Source organism: Enterovibrio qingdaonensis (assembly GCF_028683135.1).
Taxonomy (GTDB): domain Bacteria; phylum Pseudomonadota; class Gammaproteobacteria; order Enterobacterales; family Vibrionaceae; genus Enterovibrio; species Enterovibrio qingdaonensis.
In genome coordinates, this window is record NZ_JAJUBB010000006.1 from 207,434 (window position 1) to 224,304 (window position 16,871).

Here is a 16,871-nt window from a genome sequence, read left to right on the forward strand (position 1 = left end):
GCCAATTTTAGCAAATCACAAGTGTGCTGGCTAGTTTCTATTCGGGCCGGTTGAGGATTAACAACTGTAATTCCCGCTTCTCTTCGACTGATAAGCCGACGGTATTTGATTTAGCTTGCAACTTGGCTATTTGTTGTTGAACGCACTGGGCCAATATTTTGTCCAGTGAGTCTAAAAATACATCTAATGCATTGTCATCAGTGATGGGGAGTTCCCAACTGGCGAGTTTCGCTAACAATGCCTCTTGTTCTGTGCCGCGCCAATGTTCGAGCAGCTGTCCTGTCGTAATATTGGGACGAGAACGGCAAAGTTCAAGCATGGTGGTGAACAAATTTAGGCCCGGAATGGCAACTTCTTGCAGTCCGTCGAGCGGTGGCACCGAGTTTACATAGCTCGGGTTCTGCAATAACAGGGTGATCACTTCACGCATCGGTGTGCGTTTCATTTCCGGCAACGGCTTACGTTTTTGCGCCTGTCCATGCTCGCTGATGAGCTTTGAAAGCTGCGCTTCGTCCGGTAAACCGAGTTTTTGTCCCAGCATATTACGCAGGTATTGGCGCAAGGTGCCGCCCGGTACTTTGTCGATGAGTGGCACAGCCAACGTGGTGAGCTTGGCTTTGCCTTCACGGCTGCTGGTATCCACTTGTTCCATCAAATTGGCGAACAAGAACTCTGACAGGGACATGGCGTTACCCATGCGCTGTTCGAAGCCTTCTTTGCCTTCTTGTCGAACGATGGAATCTGGGTCTTCGCCATCAGGCAGGAACATGAATTTAAGCTGTCTGCCATCCACTAGGTGGGGCAGGGCTTGTTCCATGGCGCGCCATGCGGCTTCTCGGCCTGCGCGGTCACCGTCGTAACAACAGACGACGTTTGACGTTTGACGGAACAGGGTTTGAATGTGTTCGGCGGTGGTCGATGTACCTAGCGACGCGACTGCATAGTCAACGTCAAACTGTGCCAGAGCAACCACGTCCATGTACCCTTCTACAACCAAAAGTTGCTGGGGTTCACGGTGCGCTTGTAACACTTCAAACAGGCCATAAAGCTCGCGGCCTTTGTGGAAGATCGGGGTTTCCGGTGAGTTGAGGTATTTCGGTGTGCCTTCGCCGATCACGCGGCCACCAAAACCAATCACGCGACCACGACGATCACGAATGGGGAACATGACGCGACCACGGAAGCGGTCGTAGCGGCGTCCGTTGTCGTTTTCAATCAACATGCCTGCAGACACCAGCGCTTGCTGGCTGGCAGTGTCTTGACCGAAACGTGAGCGCACTTGGTCCCATTCGTCAGCGACGTAACCAATCCCGAATTTTTGTACGATTTCGCCTGACAGTCCACGGCCTTTGAGGTAGTCGATGGCATGTTGTCCGTCGGTATTGCGAAGGCTGCTTTGATAGAACTTGGCGATTTGGCCCATCATTTGGTAGAGGTCGCGTTTTTGATCGCTTCGGGCGTAAGGGCCTTTCGGGCCGCCGCCGTCGTTTTCACGCGGAACGTCTAATCCTAGTTGGGAGGCGAGTTCTTCAATGGCTTCTACAAATTCCAGACGGTCAAATTCCATGACGAAGTCGATGGCATTACCGTGAACACCACAGCCAAAGCAGTGATAGAACTGTTTGTCTGGGCTGACAGAGAAAGACGGGGTTTTTTCGTTATGGAAAGGGCAGCAAGCACCGTAGTTTTTGCCTTGCTTTTTCAGTTTTACCCTCGCGTCGATCAGCTCAACTATGTCCAGTCGGGCCAGAAGATCGTCAATAAATGCGCGTGGGATTTTTCCTGCCATAAACCTATAAATATTCGGTGATTATTGGGTGAGATGTTACTCAGTATTTGCTACTAAGCGAATACGAACAAGCCGCGCACTCCAAAAATGGATAGCACGGCTTGTTTGCAGGTTGGATAAAAGTTATGCCAGATTCGCTTTAACGAGTTGGCTAATTTTACCCATGTCAGCGCGACCCTGAACCTGTGGTTTCAGGATGGCCATGATTTTCCCCATGTCTTGCATGGAGCTTGCGCCTGAAGTTGCGATGGCTTCTTTAACCAGAGCATCAACTTCTTCATCGCTGAGTGGCTGTGGCATGAACTCTTCCAAAACGGAAATTTCAGCCAATTCCACGTCAGCCAGATCATCACGGCCTGCTGACTGATATTGTGAAACGGAATCGCGACGTTGTTTCACCATCTTGGTCATCACTGCCAGCACTTCGTCATCGTTCAGAGTTTTCTGACCGTCAACTTCCTGCTGTTTAATTGCAGCCATGATCAAACGAATGGTGCCAAGACGAGGTTTGTCTTTGGCCTTCATCGCGGCAATTTGTTCACTCTTGATACGAGCAATCAATTCCATATCACAATCCTGTATTAATCGTAATTAGTACAGGCGAACGCGACGTGCGTTTTCGCGAGCCAGCTTTTTCAGGTGGCGTTTAACTGCAGCTGCTTTAGCGCGTTTGCGAACGGTAGTCGGCTTTTCGAAGTGCTCACGACGGCGAACTTCAGAAAGGATACCTGCTTTTTCACAAGAGCGCTTGAAGCGACGCAGTGCTACGTCGAATGGTTCGTTTTCACGTACTTTAACTACTGGCATGTGCCTTTCACCTCAGGGGTTATCTAGTTAACGCTGGTGACAAAATGACCAGCTTTGATTAAAAATGGTGCGGAATTCTAATCCGATACATGGGTACTTGTAAAGCATAACTGGTGAATTTGATCGTGCCCATGTAAGATTGCCGCCTGTTTTTGAAAAGACAGTACGAATAGTAACGAAATGAGCTGAGGTGTTATGCGAATTCTGGGCATCGAAACATCGTGCGACGAGACCGGCGTTGCGATTTATGATGATGAAAAAGGGCTACTGGCTCATCAGCTATATAGCCAGGTAAAGCTGCATGCTGACTACGGTGGCGTGGTTCCAGAGCTGGCATCTCGCGATCACGTGAAAAAGACCATCCCGCTGATCAAAGCGACGTTGGCAGAAGCGAACCTGACACCGGCTGATTTAGACGGCGTGGCATACACGGCGGGCCCGGGTCTGGTCGGTGCGCTGCTCGTTGGTGCAACCATTGGTCGCAGCTTGGCGTATGCGTGGAACTTGCCTGCCGTGGCGGTTCACCATATGGAAGGCCACTTGCTGGCCCCAATGCTGGAAGACAACCCACCACCGTTCCCGTTTATCGCGGTATTGGTATCGGGCGGTCACACCATGCTGGTTGAAGTAAAAGGCATTGGTGAATACAAAATTCTGGGTGAGTCCATTGATGACGCCGCTGGCGAAGCGTTTGATAAAACAGCGAAGTTGATGGGCTTGGATTACCCGGGCGGTCCCTTGTTGTCGAAATTGGCAGAAAAAGGTGACAGCAGCCGCTTTACCTTCCCGCGTCCAATGACCACGGTACCGGGGTTGGATATGAGCTTTTCTGGCCTGAAGACGTTCACGGCAAACACCATTGCAGCGAACGGTAATGACGACCAAACTCGTGCGGATATTGCCCGTGCATTTGAAGATGCTGTGGTTGATACCTTGGTGATCAAGTGTAAGCGTGCGTTGAAGCAAAGCCACATGAAGCGCATCGTGATTGCTGGTGGCGTGAGTGCTAACCGTCATTTACGTGCCAAGTTGGAAGAGCTGGCCAAATCAATGGGTGGAGAAGTGTACTACCCGCGTACTGAGTTCTGTACGGATAACGGTGCCATGATTGCTTATGCAGGCATGCAGCGTTTGAAGAATGGCGAGCACAATGATTTGGGCGTAAAAGCGTTCCCACGCTGGCCGATTGATACGTTAAAACCTATCACGGAATAACGTAAGCAGTCTTACGAAAGAGAAAAGAGGCGATTTCGCCTCTTTTTGTGTTTTTGGATACCCATCTTTTCAATGCGGCTACGGGGATCATCTGGGGGCATTACGCTTTTCGATACCGCGTTAGCTTTCCTGCTCTTCTCTTTTTTCTCTTTTTTCTCTTTGTTCTCGGTCGTCGCGCTTTTTCTTCTTGTTCCAAATCTTTTGCTCAGTGCCGTTGATGAGTCTTTTAATGTTGTCTTGATGTCGGAAAATGATAAGACACGACAGCATGGCGACGGGCATAGTGAACTGTGGCTTAACAAACCAAGTAAAAAGCGGCGCAAACAATGCGGCAAGAATGGCCCCGACAGACGAGTAGCCTGTGACTAACAATGCCAACAGCCACGTGCCTAACATCATTCCCATCAGGTCTAAACCGATAGGGGCAATGGCACCGAGTGCGGTTGCGACGCCTTTACCGCCACGGAAATGAAAGAAGATAGGGTAAATATGCCCCAAACAGGCGGCGATGCCGATAAGCCCAAGCAGGAAGGGGTTAATGCCAAGCAAGTAGCTGGCCCACACGGGAATGGTGCCTTTAAGGACATCGCAAAGCAGGACTAAGGCAGCGGCCAGTCGTCCACCGAGACGAAAAACGTTAGTGGCTCCCGGGTTACCTGAACCTTGCTCTCGCGGATCGGGCAGGCCGTAAATTCGACAAATAAGGACAGCACTGGAGATCGAGCCCAGAAGGTAGGCAATTACAATCATCAGCATTCCAAGTGCAGTCATTTAGTCATCCAATGTGAACATTCGCTAGGGCGACGAGAACTTGCTATAGTTCGCGCACCAGACACAAAGTCTTCAATTTATAAGGGATACTTTGTTTCTTTAACGCAAAATTAATGCGTTAGTTCAACGATGTTACGTGCTTTTGCGCTTAATGGGTATCCGACCTCTGAATTTTTTGAGTGAACATGGATTTAGTATTTATTGAACAGCTCGAAGTGATCACGACCATCGGTGTGTATGACTGGGAGCAGCAGATCAAACAAAAGCTAGTGTTTGATATCGAAATGGCGCATGACAACAAGCCTGCAGCCGCAAGTGATGATGTCGCGTTCGCGTTGGATTATTCCGCCGTCAGTGGTGCAATCATCGATTTGGTCGAAAACGGTCGATTCTTGTTGGTTGAGCGCGTTGCAGAAGACATTGCGACGTTGATCCAAAGTCAGTTTTCCGTGCCATGGGTACGCGTGAAAGTGAGCAAGCCCGGTGCCGTGCCGCATGCACGTACCGTCGGTGTTGTGATTGAGCGAGGTACACGGTGACACAAGTTCTGGTGAGTGTAGGGTCGAATATCGAACGTGAACACCACATCCGCGAAGGGATTGCGGCGTTAAAAGAGCTTGATCAAAATTGTCGTATCTCACGCATTTTTGAAGCTGAACCGGTTGGGTTTGAAGGGCCAAATTTTTATAATTTGGTGGTAGAACTTCATACTGACCTCAGTTTGAAAGGCATCATGGATGCGTTACGCCAAATCGAATCTCGATGGGGACGAGAGCGTGATGCAATTAAGTTTCGCGACCGTACCTTGGATATCGATTTACTGACCTACGGTGAATTAAGTCAGTCGGAAGGACCAACCTTGCCACGTAAAGACGTGTATAAATTCGCGTTTACTTTGTGGCCGTTGGCGGAGCTTTGCCCTGAGCAATGTATTCCGGGTGACACCCAAACCTACAAGCAGGCTTGGGAGGCGTTCAGTGAAGAACAACCTCTATGGCCCGTCACAGACTTCTCTTTTTAACCTTTATAAGTGAATAACAACAATGAGTATGTTTGAAGCCTTTGCGCTGGCTTTGATTCAGGGATTAACGGAATTTTTACCTGTTTCCAGCTCTGCACACCTCATCCTCCCGTCTGAAATCCTCGGTTGGCAAGATCAGGGACTCGCATTTGATGTGGCGGTGCATGTGGGCACCTTGTTAGCGGTTGTGCTCTATTTCCGTAAGGAAGTGACGCAATTACTTGGCGCATTCTTTCGCTCGATTTTCAAAGGCGAACGATCTGCAGATGCTACCTTGGCATGGATGATTGCGCTGGCAACCATTCCTGCCTGTATTTTCGGCCTGTTCATGAAGGACATCATCGAAATCTATCTGCGCTCGGCGTGGGTGATTGCGGCGACCTGTATCATCTTCGGTCTGTTGCTGTGGTGGGTGGATGTGAACGCCAAGTGCGAGATTGATGAATACAAGACCACGCCAAAAATGGCACTGTGGATTGGTATTGCACAGGCACTGGCAATGATCCCGGGTACGTCTCGTTCCGGTGCGACCATGACCATGGCACTTTACTTGGGTTACACCCGAGAGGCTGCTGCGCGCTTTTCATTCCTGATGTCGATTCCTATCATTGTGCTGGCAGGTTCTTACCTTGGCCTTGGTCTGGTACAAAGTGATGCACCAGTGATGTGGGGACCTATCCTGACAGGTGTGGTGGTTTCTTTTATTAGTGCATATATCTGTATTCACTGGTTCCTGAAGCTTGTCACGACCATGGGAATGAAGCCGTTTGTCATTTATCGCATTTTGCTGGGTGTCGGTTTGGCGGCGTTCCTTGCCACGCGCTAAGCGGTGAATCGCTCAGACAAAACAAAAAACGCTGCCGAATGGGCAGCGTTTTTTTTCGTCTGGAATTTGTTTACTCAGGTTTGTGGGGCCTTTCGATAGCGAGAAAGGCTTTTACTGCTTCAATACGTCGGTTGGTTAACTCGTCTCGTATTGCAGGGCCTTTGAAGCCTTCTGCGACAATGGGTTTCACATCGACACGGTTTGCCGCATCAAACGCCCCTAGAAGCCACTGCGCCTGCGGGTATTCACGCGCTTCAAACCCTGTGCGCCCTTGGTGGTCAGCCTGACTGGCAAGGGCCAGTTGCGGCACTTTTTCAGGCTTTCGCCAGCAATCATTGCGGTCAAACATCTTCACAAAGGTGGCAGCTTTTAGTTCGCCTGCGTTGTGCACGTTGGTGTGCTCAGCACAAACCAACAACGCGGCATCACGGTAAGCATTCGGCACACGAATGCGCTCGCACAGAGCTTTGATGGGCTTTAACCCTAGCTTGGTGTGCAGCTTGTGGCTCGGCCATTCTGATTCTGGCGTGAGGCCTTTGCCTAAATCGTGCACTTGCGCGGCGAAACGGATAACAGGGTCATCAGTCAGTGCTGTTGCTTGCTTGGCGACCATCAGGGTGTGAATGCCAGTATCAATTTCCGGATGCCATTGCTCGGGTTGCGGCACACCGAACAGACAGTCAATCTCAGGCAGTACAACTGCCAGTGCGCCGCAGTCTCTCAACACCTGAAGGAACACCTCAGGGTGTTGATAGGTGAGCGATTTTTCCCACTCTTTCCAGACACGCTCAGCAGTGAGCGAAGCCAGTTCGCCGCTTTCTGCAATCTCTCGCATTAGGGTGAGTGTTTCTGGTGCGACCGTAAATCCTAGATGGGCGAAGCGCGCAGCAAATCGGGCAACCCGCAACACACGCAAAGGGTCTTCGACAAACGCGGGAGACACATGGCGAAGGAGGCGATTTTTGAGGTCAGCTTGACCGTGGTAAGGGTCAATCAGAATACCGTCTTTGGCTTCAGCGATGGCATTGACGGTTAGATCCCGTCTTTGCAGATCTTCTTCCAGTGTCACATCTGGGGTGAAGTCGCACACAAACCCTGTGTAGCCTTTACCTGACTTACGTTCGGTGCGGGCAAGGGCATATTCTTCATGGGTTTTCGGGTGCAAGAAGACCGGAAAATCTGACCCCACTTGCTGATAACCCGCCGCTAGCATGCCATCGATATCCGCGCCGACCACGACCCAGTCTCTGTCTTTTACGTCCAGTCCGAGCAATTTGTCCCTGACTGCACCGCCAACAAGATAACTATTCACAATTCAATCCAATAGATGAACGATAATGGAAGTATGATATACCCAAATACTCAGAATATGCAGAATTCAGGTATCAGGGGCTTAGCATCACTGCCCCAATGGTGCGAACCTACACCCGAAGTGGGTGTCACAGCTTTACAAGCAATTATCGCCAAGATACGGTGACGGATCGGCGATCAGGGATTAAGGACTTAGAGAACTCCCCATGTATCAAGACTTCTTCAGGCTAACAGAATCACCGTTTGCGATTGTGCCAAACCCCAAGTTCTACTTTTTGAGTGAGCGGCACAAAGAAGCATTGAGCCACGTATTATCAGGCATTGAAGACGGTGGTGGTCTGGCACTTCTTACCGGAGAAGTCGGGACAGGCAAAACCACGACCATGAAAGCGTTGCGTGAAAGGCTGCCTACCCGTAGCCAAGTGGCGACGATTTTAAACCCGAGCCTTTCCGTACTTGAGTTAATGCAGACGCTGTGTGATGAGTTGTGCATTTCGTACCAGCCAGAAGATGGCTTTAAAGTGCTGAATGATGCGATAACAGAGCGGCTTTACTTCAATGATGTCGGCGGCATTCAGACGGTACTGCTTGTGGATGAAGCGCAGCATCTTATGCCTGATGTGCTGGAGCAGTTACGCCTGCTTACGAATATCGAAACGGCTAATCGAAAGCTGCTCAAAGTTATCCTTATCGGTCAGCCTGAGCTGCAACAATTGCTACGCCAGCCCCAACTTCGTCAGTTAGCCCAGCGTATTACGGGTCGTTACCACTTGATGCCTTTGGTCACCGAAGAAGTGCGCCAATACATTCTGCACCGACTCAGTTGTGCGGGAAGATTAGACAAGCTGTTCGATGATGGCGCAATCAAAGTGATTGCACGTGAAACGGGCGGTGTTCCGCGTTTGATCAACCTTGTCTGCGATCAGTCGCTTAAGCTTGCTTATCGCGCTTCCAAGCAAACCGTGTCGTCAAAGACTGCGACTCAGGCGTGTAAAGAGGCACTCGAGTGGCAGGATATGGCAAAACCTCAAGCCAGCGGCGGGCGTTATTGGCCTTATTACGTTGGTGCGATTGGGGGGGCAGCCCTGCTTGCTGTCGCCATTCGTATTGGATTGAGCGACAAAGAGCCTGAGCTTATTGTACAAACACCCACGCCTCAGCCTCAGACAGTGGTAGAGGTGATCGCACCGCCTGCACAGCCAACGGTTGCGGTTGAACCTGATACAGCGCAGCCTGCACCAACTCTCACTGTTGCTGCCCCTCAGTTGCCTGAGACAGTGTCATTCTCCTCTTTAGTCAATGCAAGTCTCAGTGCCGGCTCGGCCATGCAATCGCTTTACAAGCTTTGGGGCTTTGATGCAGATGTGCTTGCAGCAAGCTGTTCGACACAAGTGCGTGGTGATCTTGCTTGCTACAAAAGCAAGTTACCCTATGACCAATTGATTACCATTAACCGCCCGGCGGTCTTGGCCATGAATGGCCCAGAAGGGAAGAGCTGGTTTACCTTGATGACAGGGAAGGGTAACGGACAAGTTGAATTGCTGTCTGGCGATCAGCGTGTATTGGTGAGTGACACCTTCTTGAAGCAGCACTGGAGTGGTGAAGCCTTGATCCTATGGCGACCACCATTGGGTAACAGTGCGGCCATCAAATCCGGCCAACGCGGTGAGCGAGTACGTTGGTTAGATCAGCGTTTGAATCTGGTGCTGGGTAGTACGGATCCAGTGTCGAATCGCTTTGGAGCATCGCAACGTTCGAAGGTACGTGAATTTCAACGTGCCAATGGCTTAGATGCGGACGGTATTCCAGGACCAATTACCTTTATGGTGTTGGACTCCGTGTTAGAGATGCCCGGCCCATTGCTAGCAAACAGCATTGAGGCGACGGCGGCGGAGCGTGCACGGATTCGCCAAGGGAGCATTGTACCTTTGCCCGACACGGATATGTTCACCTTGGCATTGAAGCCACTTCCTGCCGTAATATTTGACGATGTTGCCGAAGATATCGTCGCAGAAGATGTCGTTATAAGGCCAGAGCCAGCAGCAGAGGTTGTTACTTTGTCAGCAGGGGCAACGCCAAATACGGAGCAGGCGAAAAGTCGTTCTGAGGGATTGGAAGAACTGACACTCGACGATTTGGACTTGTCTGTGTTGTCTCCAGAGCTGGCAATGAAAGTCGAATCTGCCATGAATGCCGATAAGTCTCGTTCGTTGGATGCAAAAATGGAGCGAGCGCAATCGGGAGCGAATGTGGTAGCGAATGTGGTAGCGATAGCCGATATTCCGTCAGACATGCTGAATCGATTACCGAAGCTGGACTTCCAAACACACATCTATGCATCAAACGAGAACTCTCGTTGGGTGAAGGTGAATGGCGTGGATGCGCGAGAAGGGGAGTTTGTTGCGGATGGGGTGCTGCTTCGGGGCATTGAACCGCAGCAAGTGGTGGTGCAGTTTGAAAATGCACTGATTGCCATCCCTGCGCTGACAACCTGGTAGTCGATTACCAGATGACAGGTAAGAGAAAAGAGATAACAGATAAAAAGAAAGCCGCTATCGCGGCTTTCTTATTGCAAGCTTAACGCTTACGCCCAACCATTATTGCGCTTTTTACGGCGTGGAATAAGGTGCGGCAGGACCAGACCAAACAGCAGACCGCCACCGGCAACCATGCCGCCGTACATGAAGTAACGCATCAGCAGGTCATCTTTTTGAGTGTCGATACGTGCACGTAGCTCACGGATCTCAGCTTGCGCGTCGATCAGCTTCTGGTTCAATTCACTGGTGTGTGATTCCAGCTCTTTTACCTGTGCATTGCGCTGATCCAAAGACTCAATCAAACCTTTGGTTTGTGCTTCGGCATCGCCTTGCGCGCTAGACAGCGCAGTCTTCACTTGTTTCAGCTCTTCTTCCAGTGCTGGTACACGCGTTTTCAGACCTGGCTGGTTAGTCACGAATTTGGTTTCAACCCAACCTTTGCGGCCGCGCTCATCAAGGACTTGGGTATATCCAGCATTCTTGTTGCTATCTACCACTGTCACTTTTGCGCCCGCATCGACACTACCAATAATGCGGAATTGGGTGCCCGGACCTGAATGCATGTAAGTGAAAAGCTCATCAGAGATGTAATTGTCCTGCGCATTCGCAGCAGGTGCAGCAAGCACCATCAAAACAGCTAGGGCAGAAAAAAGTCGCTTCACGGATTATTCCTTTGGTTGGTCGTGAGAATATTTTTTTAGGTAACAAATACTAAAAAATTTTGGGGTTCAGGTACAACAAAAGGGAGGCAAAACCTCCCTTTTTTGACCAAAGGCTGACATCACTGCACGAAAACGTGACGGAAATGCCTTTCTTACGCCCCGAATACCGCTTTCATCACGTAGAAGAAGATGACTGCTAGCAATGCACCCGCAGGTAGCGTGACCACCCAAGAGGCCACAATGTTACGCACCACACCAAGGTTAAGTGCGCCGATACCACGAGCAAAACCTACACCCAGAACCGCACCAACAAGCGTTTGTGTGGTTGAGATTGGCAGGCCAGTACCTGATGCCAGTACAACGGTAGAAGCGGTCGCCAACTGCGCAGCAAAACCACGGCTAGGTGTTAGCTCGGTAATACCGGTACCAACGGTAGCCATTACTTTGTGACCCAGTGTCGCCAGACCAACAACGATACCGATACCACCCAGTGGCAAGATCCACCAAGCAATGGTGCTCTTCTCTGCAACGGCACCCATGTGCTCAACGGTTGAAACAATCGCTGACAATGGACCAATCGCATTCGCAACGTCGTTAGAGCCGTGTGCAAATGCCATCGCACAGGCGGTGACAACCATCAGCAAGCTGAATACACGCTCAACACCTTGGTAGCCGTTTTCACTGGCAGTATCGTCTTTGTACTTGCGGCTGATATAGACATAACCGAATGCCATAACCAGAGCAGAAATAACGACAGATACCATGAATGCTTCACCTGTTGTCAGGTGTAGGCCCACGTGTTTCAAGCCCTTCTTAATGGTTACCATCGCGATAATCATTGCAGTTAGGAACATGTAAACAGGGACAAAACGTTTGGCGTTAACCAATGGCTTGTCGGTATCAAAGATGAGTCGCTGGGCACTCACGAAGATAACGTAGGCGAAAATACCTGAAATCAAAGGCGTGACAATCCAACTACCCACGATGCCCTGAACAGAGCTCCAGTCAACCGCTTCAGTACCGACGGATACACAAGCAAAACCGATGATCGCACCGATGATGGAGTGCGTGGTAGATACCGGCCAACCCATGAAAGAGGCCAACAATAACCATGAACCCGCAGCCAGCAGTGCTGACATCATGCCGTAGACCAGAATTTCTGGTTGATGGGCATAGAGTGACGTTTCAATCACACCTTTTCGAATGGTGTCTGTCACTTCACCGCCGGCCAAATAGGCACCGGCAAATTCAAAAATCATCGCAATGATGATTGCTTGTTTAACGGTCAGGGCTTTTGACCCTACGGACGTGCCCATCGCATTGGCAACGTCATTTGCGCCAATACCAATAGCCATCATGAAACCAAAAGCAGCCGCCACCAGAATAATAATGGTGCCGTAATTCGCTAGGATTTCCATTGTGTTACCTTGTTTGTTTTGTTAGAGCCGTAGCACATTAATTATTCGTGCTTAAACACTAAGAACGAGACAGCATTAGTTCTAGTCGAGAACCAACACGTTGTGCCTGATCAGCGATTGCGCCGACCCATTCCAGGATTTTGTACAGGAACATCACATCGACCGGACTGTATTGGTCTTCGATAGACATGAGTTTCTGACGCAATTGGATTTGCATTGAATCAGTATCGTCTTCAATGGTATCCAGCTGGTGGATCATTTCTTCAACCAGCGTGACTTCTCGTCCTTTAAAGCCAGTTTCTAACAGTTCATCCAATTCACTGATGACACGTCGTGCTTGATCAGCAGCATCAAGGCAACGCAGCACATAGGCAACGAAATCGACGTATAGGAGGGCGGGAACTTGGAGTTTGCGGCCAATGACGCGGCCAGCAATGTCTTTTGCCAGGTTGGCAAGTTTGTCTTGTTGTGTGAGGAGGTCGAGCATGTCAGTGCGATCGACTGGAAGGAAGAGACCGCGTGGGAGTTTGAGGCGAATTTCGCGTTTCAGCGTATCCGCTTCTTTCTCTAGCGTTGAGATCTCATGGCGCAATTCTTCCGCACGCTCCCAATCCCCTTTTTCACAAGCTTCGAAGAAGGGAACCAACAGCGCGCAACAGTCGTTTACGCGACTCACATGTCTTTGCAAAGGTTTTAGAGGGCTCTTTGCAAATAGCCCAACAATTGTATTTACTGGCATAGCCGTATCTACCTGAAAAGCCGTCCCCCGAAGAGTAGGCTAAATTTTACACGATGGTGTACAAGCGGCGAATGTTAACGCAATCACATTTGCAATGATACCGTTTCAGATCAATGAAAGACGCTTGCTCGTCTAAGCAATTCCCCATATCCTTGTCGTGCTATTGATTATGGGCCCCTTTATGGAAACTGAGATAGAGTTAAAATTTTTTGTCTCTTCAGATTTTTCACGCCAAATTCGAGACAAAATCACTGATCTGAAAGTATTGCAACAACGCCAAAAGCAGTTGGGCAATATCTACTACGACACCTCGGACTTTCTTTTACGTCAGTATGATATCGGTCTTCGTGTGAGACGTTACGATGACGTTTATGTTCAAACATTGAAGACAGCCGGGCGCGTGGTGGCAGGTCTTCATCAGCGACCTGAGTACAATGCCGAGCTTGACTCTCCCGTTCCTGATCTTTCACTCATCCCGGCCGATGCATGGCCTGCAGGATTAGATGTTGATGCATTAAGCACTCAGCTTAATCCTTTGTTCTCTACAGATTTTGAACGTCAACAATGGCTGCTTGCGATGCCGGATAGTAGTCAGGTTGAGCTGGCGTTTGACAGTGGTGAAGTGACCACTGAAGCCGGTGGATACGACCCGATTTGCGAAGTTGAAATAGAACTGAAGTCGGGACAGACCGATGCGCTGTTTGTGCTGGCACGTGAGCTGGCAGAAAATGGTGGGCTGCGTTTGGGTAACCTCAGCAAAGCTGCACGAGGCTATCGTTTGTCGACGGATTATCAGGGGGATGCGGTTAAAGCGTTAAGCATCGCCCCTATCGCTAGTCAATTGTCTGCAGAGCAGACGTTTGTGAAGGTGTTGGAGCATGCGCTTGAGCACTGGCACTACCACGAGCAGATTTACGTTGAGCGTCCTGAACAGGAAGCCATTTTCGAAATTTGTAATGCTGTTGCACTGATCCGCCAAGCCTTGTCACTCTACGGTGGGTTGATCCCACGTCGCGCCAGTGCGCTACTGCGCCAAGAGTTGCAGTGGCTGGAAGGTGAACTGAGCTGGATCTACGAGTCTCGATCTATCGAACGTCTCTGTGAAGACAAAGGGTATTTCTTGCGTAAGCTCAATGCGCAGAAGTTACTTCGTCAAAAACTGGAAGCACGTTATGACGCGTTGCCAGAGCGCAGTGAAGTGTTGGAACTGCTGCACTCTTCGCGTTACTGCAATCTGCTGCTTGATCTGAGTCGTTGGATCCTGACGCGCGGTTGGCAGCCATTCTTGGATGATAAATCCCGTGAAAAACTGGCAGAGCCAATTCGTACCTTTGCGAACCGTTCGCTGGCACAATCGTGGGAAGAACTGTTAAGTGTGTTTGCGTTGAGCAATGAGCTGGATCGTTTCGGTTATCTGGATCAATTGCCGCGTCTAACACGAAACCTGCTTTCGGGTTGCTGTGTCGCATCCTTGTATGATGTTGAAGAGCGGGAAACATTCCGTCTTCCTTGGTTAGATCTGCTGCAGGGTATCGAAGACTTTATCTTACTTGAGCCAGTTCGCGCCCTCGTCGATGATGAAGATATCGATGAAGAAGATCGCGCGCAGATCGAAAAGTGGCTGCGTCGAAAGGAAGAGTCTTTGCTCCATGCCATGATGCAAAGTCGTCAGATAGGGGTGGGGCTCGATCCTTACTGGGATATCTACTACGAATAACGTTCCGAATTCTAAAAAGCACCGCAAGGTGCTTTTTTTATCTCTTCGTTTTACTGCGTTCTTTTCTCTTCCCCTTATCTCTTCACCTTCCTCATTCCGACTGTCTATTTGCGTCGACACTTTTTTATCGATTAGTGATTGTGATAACAATTATTAAAAAAAGGCGCAATGCTAGCAGCATAAAACCCATACAAACGTCGATTTCTTTTACAGCGAATGAGATATAAATAAGGCAATTTCTAATAGTCGAGAATGACGGAGTTATCCTCGACGCGTGAAAGATAAATAACAACGCATCCGCACATCCGATCTGACTCTCACTTTTGGCGTTATTCGCGAGTACCTGTTCAAATTTTGGGTCGATTTGCCGATACGTAAATGTACATCTTTATTGCTTGCGTACCCGGCGTTTAGGCGGGAGTTGTACCAATATCATGGAGATTATCAAGAATGTCACAGATGATATTCAAGCCTTGGGAAAAGGCTATCTGCAACATCAAACTGGTACCGAAACTTGTTTTGCTGATGGTGTTTAGCACCCTCCTGCTCAGTGCGAAACAACTGTGGGATGCCAATACCTTCCGTGATTCAGTGACCCAAGTGACTGAATCCAACAGCCGCAGTCTCGCGATTCGCAGTGCTGAATTAAGCCTAACATTACTCGCGCAGCCAGAAGGCCAAGCTCTTCTATCGCAGGTTCTTAACGCAGAAAATGCCACCAGTGCAGACGATGACTATGTGTTTGTCGTTAACACAGTCAGTGGTGATGTGTTGGGGCATCCGCGTATCACATCGTTTGATGAACTTAGCTTGCCATTGGAAAATGGTAAGGTGCTGTCTGACCAACTTCGCAGCGAGCGAGGGGAGTTTATCTACCACCTTCAGTCAGAAGATCGTCACGGTATTGTGGTGCCTGTCGCTGGCACGGATTGGGTAAGTATTGCATCACAGCCGGATTCGGCAGCAAGCCATTACTATCAAGCGTATCTCAAGCAGGTCATTTGGCAGACGTTGGTTATGATCGCGGCCTTTATGGTGATCCTGCTAGGGGCATCTAGCATGATGCTGCGTCAGATCAATTGCTTGATTGATGGAATTCGCAATATGGCTGGCAAGAACCTGAGTGTGCCAATTTTGATGGATTGCCGTGATGAGTTTGGTGAAATCGCCTCTGAGCTTGAGAAAACACGTGTTCAGTTGGTGGGTGTGATCAAGGCGCAGCGCAGTTCTTCGGAAGAGCTTTCAGAGATTGCTGAGGTGATGACGATCAGCATGGATGAAACGCGCGAGTCTGCGAAAGAGCAGTTCGACGAGATTGACCATCTGGCGTCAGCCATGAGTGAGATGTCATCGACAGTACAAGAAGTGGCAGGCCATGCGCGCGCGGCTTCGCAAGCGACGGAAAGCTCTCGTACTCAAGCGATAGCGGGTCAACAGTACGTGGCTAACACCATTGGTACGATCAACAAACTGTCTCAGGATATTCGCGATTCGGCGGGTGTGGTCAATCAAGTTGAAGAGCGCGTGGATAAGATAAGTTCTGTGGTGGTGACGATCCAAGGGATCTCTGAGCAAACCAACTTGCTAGCATTGAATGCCGCCATTGAGGCTGCGCGTGCAGGTGAAGCGGGGCGGGGTTTTGCTGTGGTTGCAGATGAAGTCCGCAATCTGGCACAAAACACCCAAAAAGCGACAGTGGAAATTCAGGACATGATCACCCAGCTTCAGTCTTCTGCGCAGCAAGCGGTTGGCTTAATGGAGCAAAGCGTCATTGAAGCGGTAGAAAGTGTCGAGTCGGTCAGCAAGGCTGGTGATGAGCTGAACCTGATTGTCGAGCAGATTGATCAAATCAACGACATGAACTTCCACATTGCCTCGGCGGCTGAACAACAAGCGTCTGTGGCGGATGAGATGAATGCCAATCTCACCAATGTGCGCGAGATTGTTCAGGCTTCGGTCATGGTGGTCACTGAGCTTGCTGAGACATCTGGCAGCATGCAAAACAACGCTGCGGAGCTTGATCTGAAAATTAAAGAGTTTGCAGTTTAACAGCGACAC

Annotated in this window: 15 protein-coding genes; 7 read left to right on the plus strand and 8 right to left on the minus strand. The window is 49.8% G+C overall.

Annotated elements, in window-relative coordinates:
• Positions 1–37: 37 nt before the first annotated feature.
• From dnaG to rpsU, 3 genes are all read right to left on the minus strand, one after another.
• Positions 38–1,789: a DNA primase gene (gene dnaG / locus LRP49_RS10785; protein ID WP_274142141.1), complete on the minus strand. Its 1,752-nt coding sequence runs from the start codon at positions 1,787–1,789 to the stop codon at positions 38–40.
• A 123-nt stretch (positions 1,790–1,912) separates the two neighbouring features.
• Positions 1,913–2,356, minus strand: a complete 444-nt coding sequence (locus LRP49_RS10790; protein ID WP_274142142.1) for a GatB/YqeY domain-containing protein — start codon at positions 2,354–2,356, stop codon at positions 1,913–1,915.
• Between the two features lie 24 nt (positions 2,357–2,380).
• Complete coding sequence (gene rpsU / locus LRP49_RS10795; protein WP_002537656.1) at positions 2,381–2,596, minus strand: 30S ribosomal protein S21; 216 nt, start codon at positions 2,594–2,596, stop codon at positions 2,381–2,383.
• A gap of 195 nt (positions 2,597–2,791) precedes the next feature.
• Here rpsU and tsaD point away from each other — a divergent pair, with 195 nt between their 5' ends.
• On the plus strand, positions 2,792–3,811 hold the full coding sequence (tsaD, locus tag LRP49_RS10800; protein ID WP_274142143.1) for a tRNA (adenosine(37)-N6)-threonylcarbamoyltransferase complex transferase subunit TsaD: 1,020 nt from the start codon (positions 2,792–2,794) through the stop codon (positions 3,809–3,811).
• A gap of 120 nt (positions 3,812–3,931) precedes the next feature.
• Here tsaD and plsY read toward each other — a convergent pair whose 3' ends face one another.
• A complete protein-coding gene (gene plsY / locus LRP49_RS10805) occupies positions 3,932–4,582 on the minus strand; it encodes a glycerol-3-phosphate 1-O-acyltransferase PlsY (RefSeq protein ID WP_274142144.1) in 651 nt (216 codons plus the stop codon).
• A gap of 179 nt (positions 4,583–4,761) precedes the next feature.
• Between plsY and folB the strand changes: the two genes are divergently transcribed.
• The 3 genes from folB to LRP49_RS10820 are packed head-to-tail and all read left to right on the plus strand — an operon-like array spanning position 4,762 to position 6,429.
• Positions 4,762–5,121: a dihydroneopterin aldolase gene (folB, locus tag LRP49_RS10810; protein ID WP_274142145.1), complete on the plus strand. Its 360-nt coding sequence runs from the start codon at positions 4,762–4,764 to the stop codon at positions 5,119–5,121.
• A complete protein-coding gene (gene folK / locus LRP49_RS10815; protein ID WP_274142146.1) occupies positions 5,118–5,603 on the plus strand; it encodes a 2-amino-4-hydroxy-6-hydroxymethyldihydropteridine diphosphokinase in 486 nt (161 codons plus the stop codon). The genes folB and folK overlap by 4 nt, the downstream gene beginning before the upstream one ends.
• A gap of 22 nt (positions 5,604–5,625) precedes the next feature.
• Positions 5,626–6,429: an undecaprenyl-diphosphate phosphatase gene (locus tag LRP49_RS10820; protein ID WP_274142147.1), complete on the plus strand. Its 804-nt coding sequence runs from the start codon at positions 5,626–5,628 to the stop codon at positions 6,427–6,429.
• Positions 6,430–6,499: 70 nt separating this feature from the next.
• On the opposite strand, the gene LRP49_RS10825 is transcribed toward LRP49_RS10820, so the two are convergent.
• Positions 6,500–7,741, minus strand: coding sequence for a multifunctional CCA addition/repair protein (locus LRP49_RS10825; RefSeq protein WP_274142148.1), 1,242 nt, complete (start codon positions 7,739–7,741; stop codon positions 6,500–6,502).
• Between the two features lie 205 nt (positions 7,742–7,946).
• On the opposite strand from LRP49_RS10825, the gene LRP49_RS10830 reads away from it, so the two are divergent.
• A complete protein-coding gene (locus tag LRP49_RS10830) occupies positions 7,947–10,238 on the plus strand; it encodes an AAA family ATPase (RefSeq protein ID WP_274142150.1) in 2,292 nt (763 codons plus the stop codon).
• 86 nt (positions 10,239–10,324) lie between these two features.
• On the opposite strand, the gene LRP49_RS10835 is transcribed toward LRP49_RS10830, so the two are convergent.
• The 3 genes from LRP49_RS10835 to LRP49_RS10845 form a co-directional block, all read right to left on the minus strand.
• Positions 10,325–10,939 carry a TIGR04211 family SH3 domain-containing protein gene (locus tag LRP49_RS10835; RefSeq protein WP_274142151.1) on the minus strand — a complete coding sequence of 205 codons (615 nt, stop codon included), beginning with the start codon at positions 10,937–10,939 and terminating at the stop codon, positions 10,325–10,327.
• A gap of 152 nt (positions 10,940–11,091) precedes the next feature.
• Positions 11,092–12,357: an inorganic phosphate transporter gene (locus LRP49_RS10840; protein WP_274142152.1), complete on the minus strand. Its 1,266-nt coding sequence runs from the start codon at positions 12,355–12,357 to the stop codon at positions 11,092–11,094.
• 58 nt (positions 12,358–12,415) lie between these two features.
• Complete coding sequence (locus tag LRP49_RS10845; RefSeq protein ID WP_274142154.1) at positions 12,416–13,096, minus strand: TIGR00153 family protein; 681 nt, start codon at positions 13,094–13,096, stop codon at positions 12,416–12,418.
• Between the two features lie 181 nt (positions 13,097–13,277).
• Here LRP49_RS10845 and LRP49_RS10850 point away from each other — a divergent pair, with 181 nt between their 5' ends.
• Both LRP49_RS10850 and LRP49_RS10855 read left to right on the plus strand, forming a co-directional pair.
• Positions 13,278–14,813, plus strand: a complete 1,536-nt coding sequence (locus LRP49_RS10850; protein ID WP_274142155.1) for a CYTH and CHAD domain-containing protein — start codon at positions 13,278–13,280, stop codon at positions 14,811–14,813.
• A gap of 450 nt (positions 14,814–15,263) precedes the next feature.
• Complete coding sequence (locus LRP49_RS10855; protein ID WP_274142156.1) at positions 15,264–16,862, plus strand: methyl-accepting chemotaxis protein; 1,599 nt, start codon at positions 15,264–15,266, stop codon at positions 16,860–16,862.
• Positions 16,863–16,871: the final 9 nt, after the last annotated feature.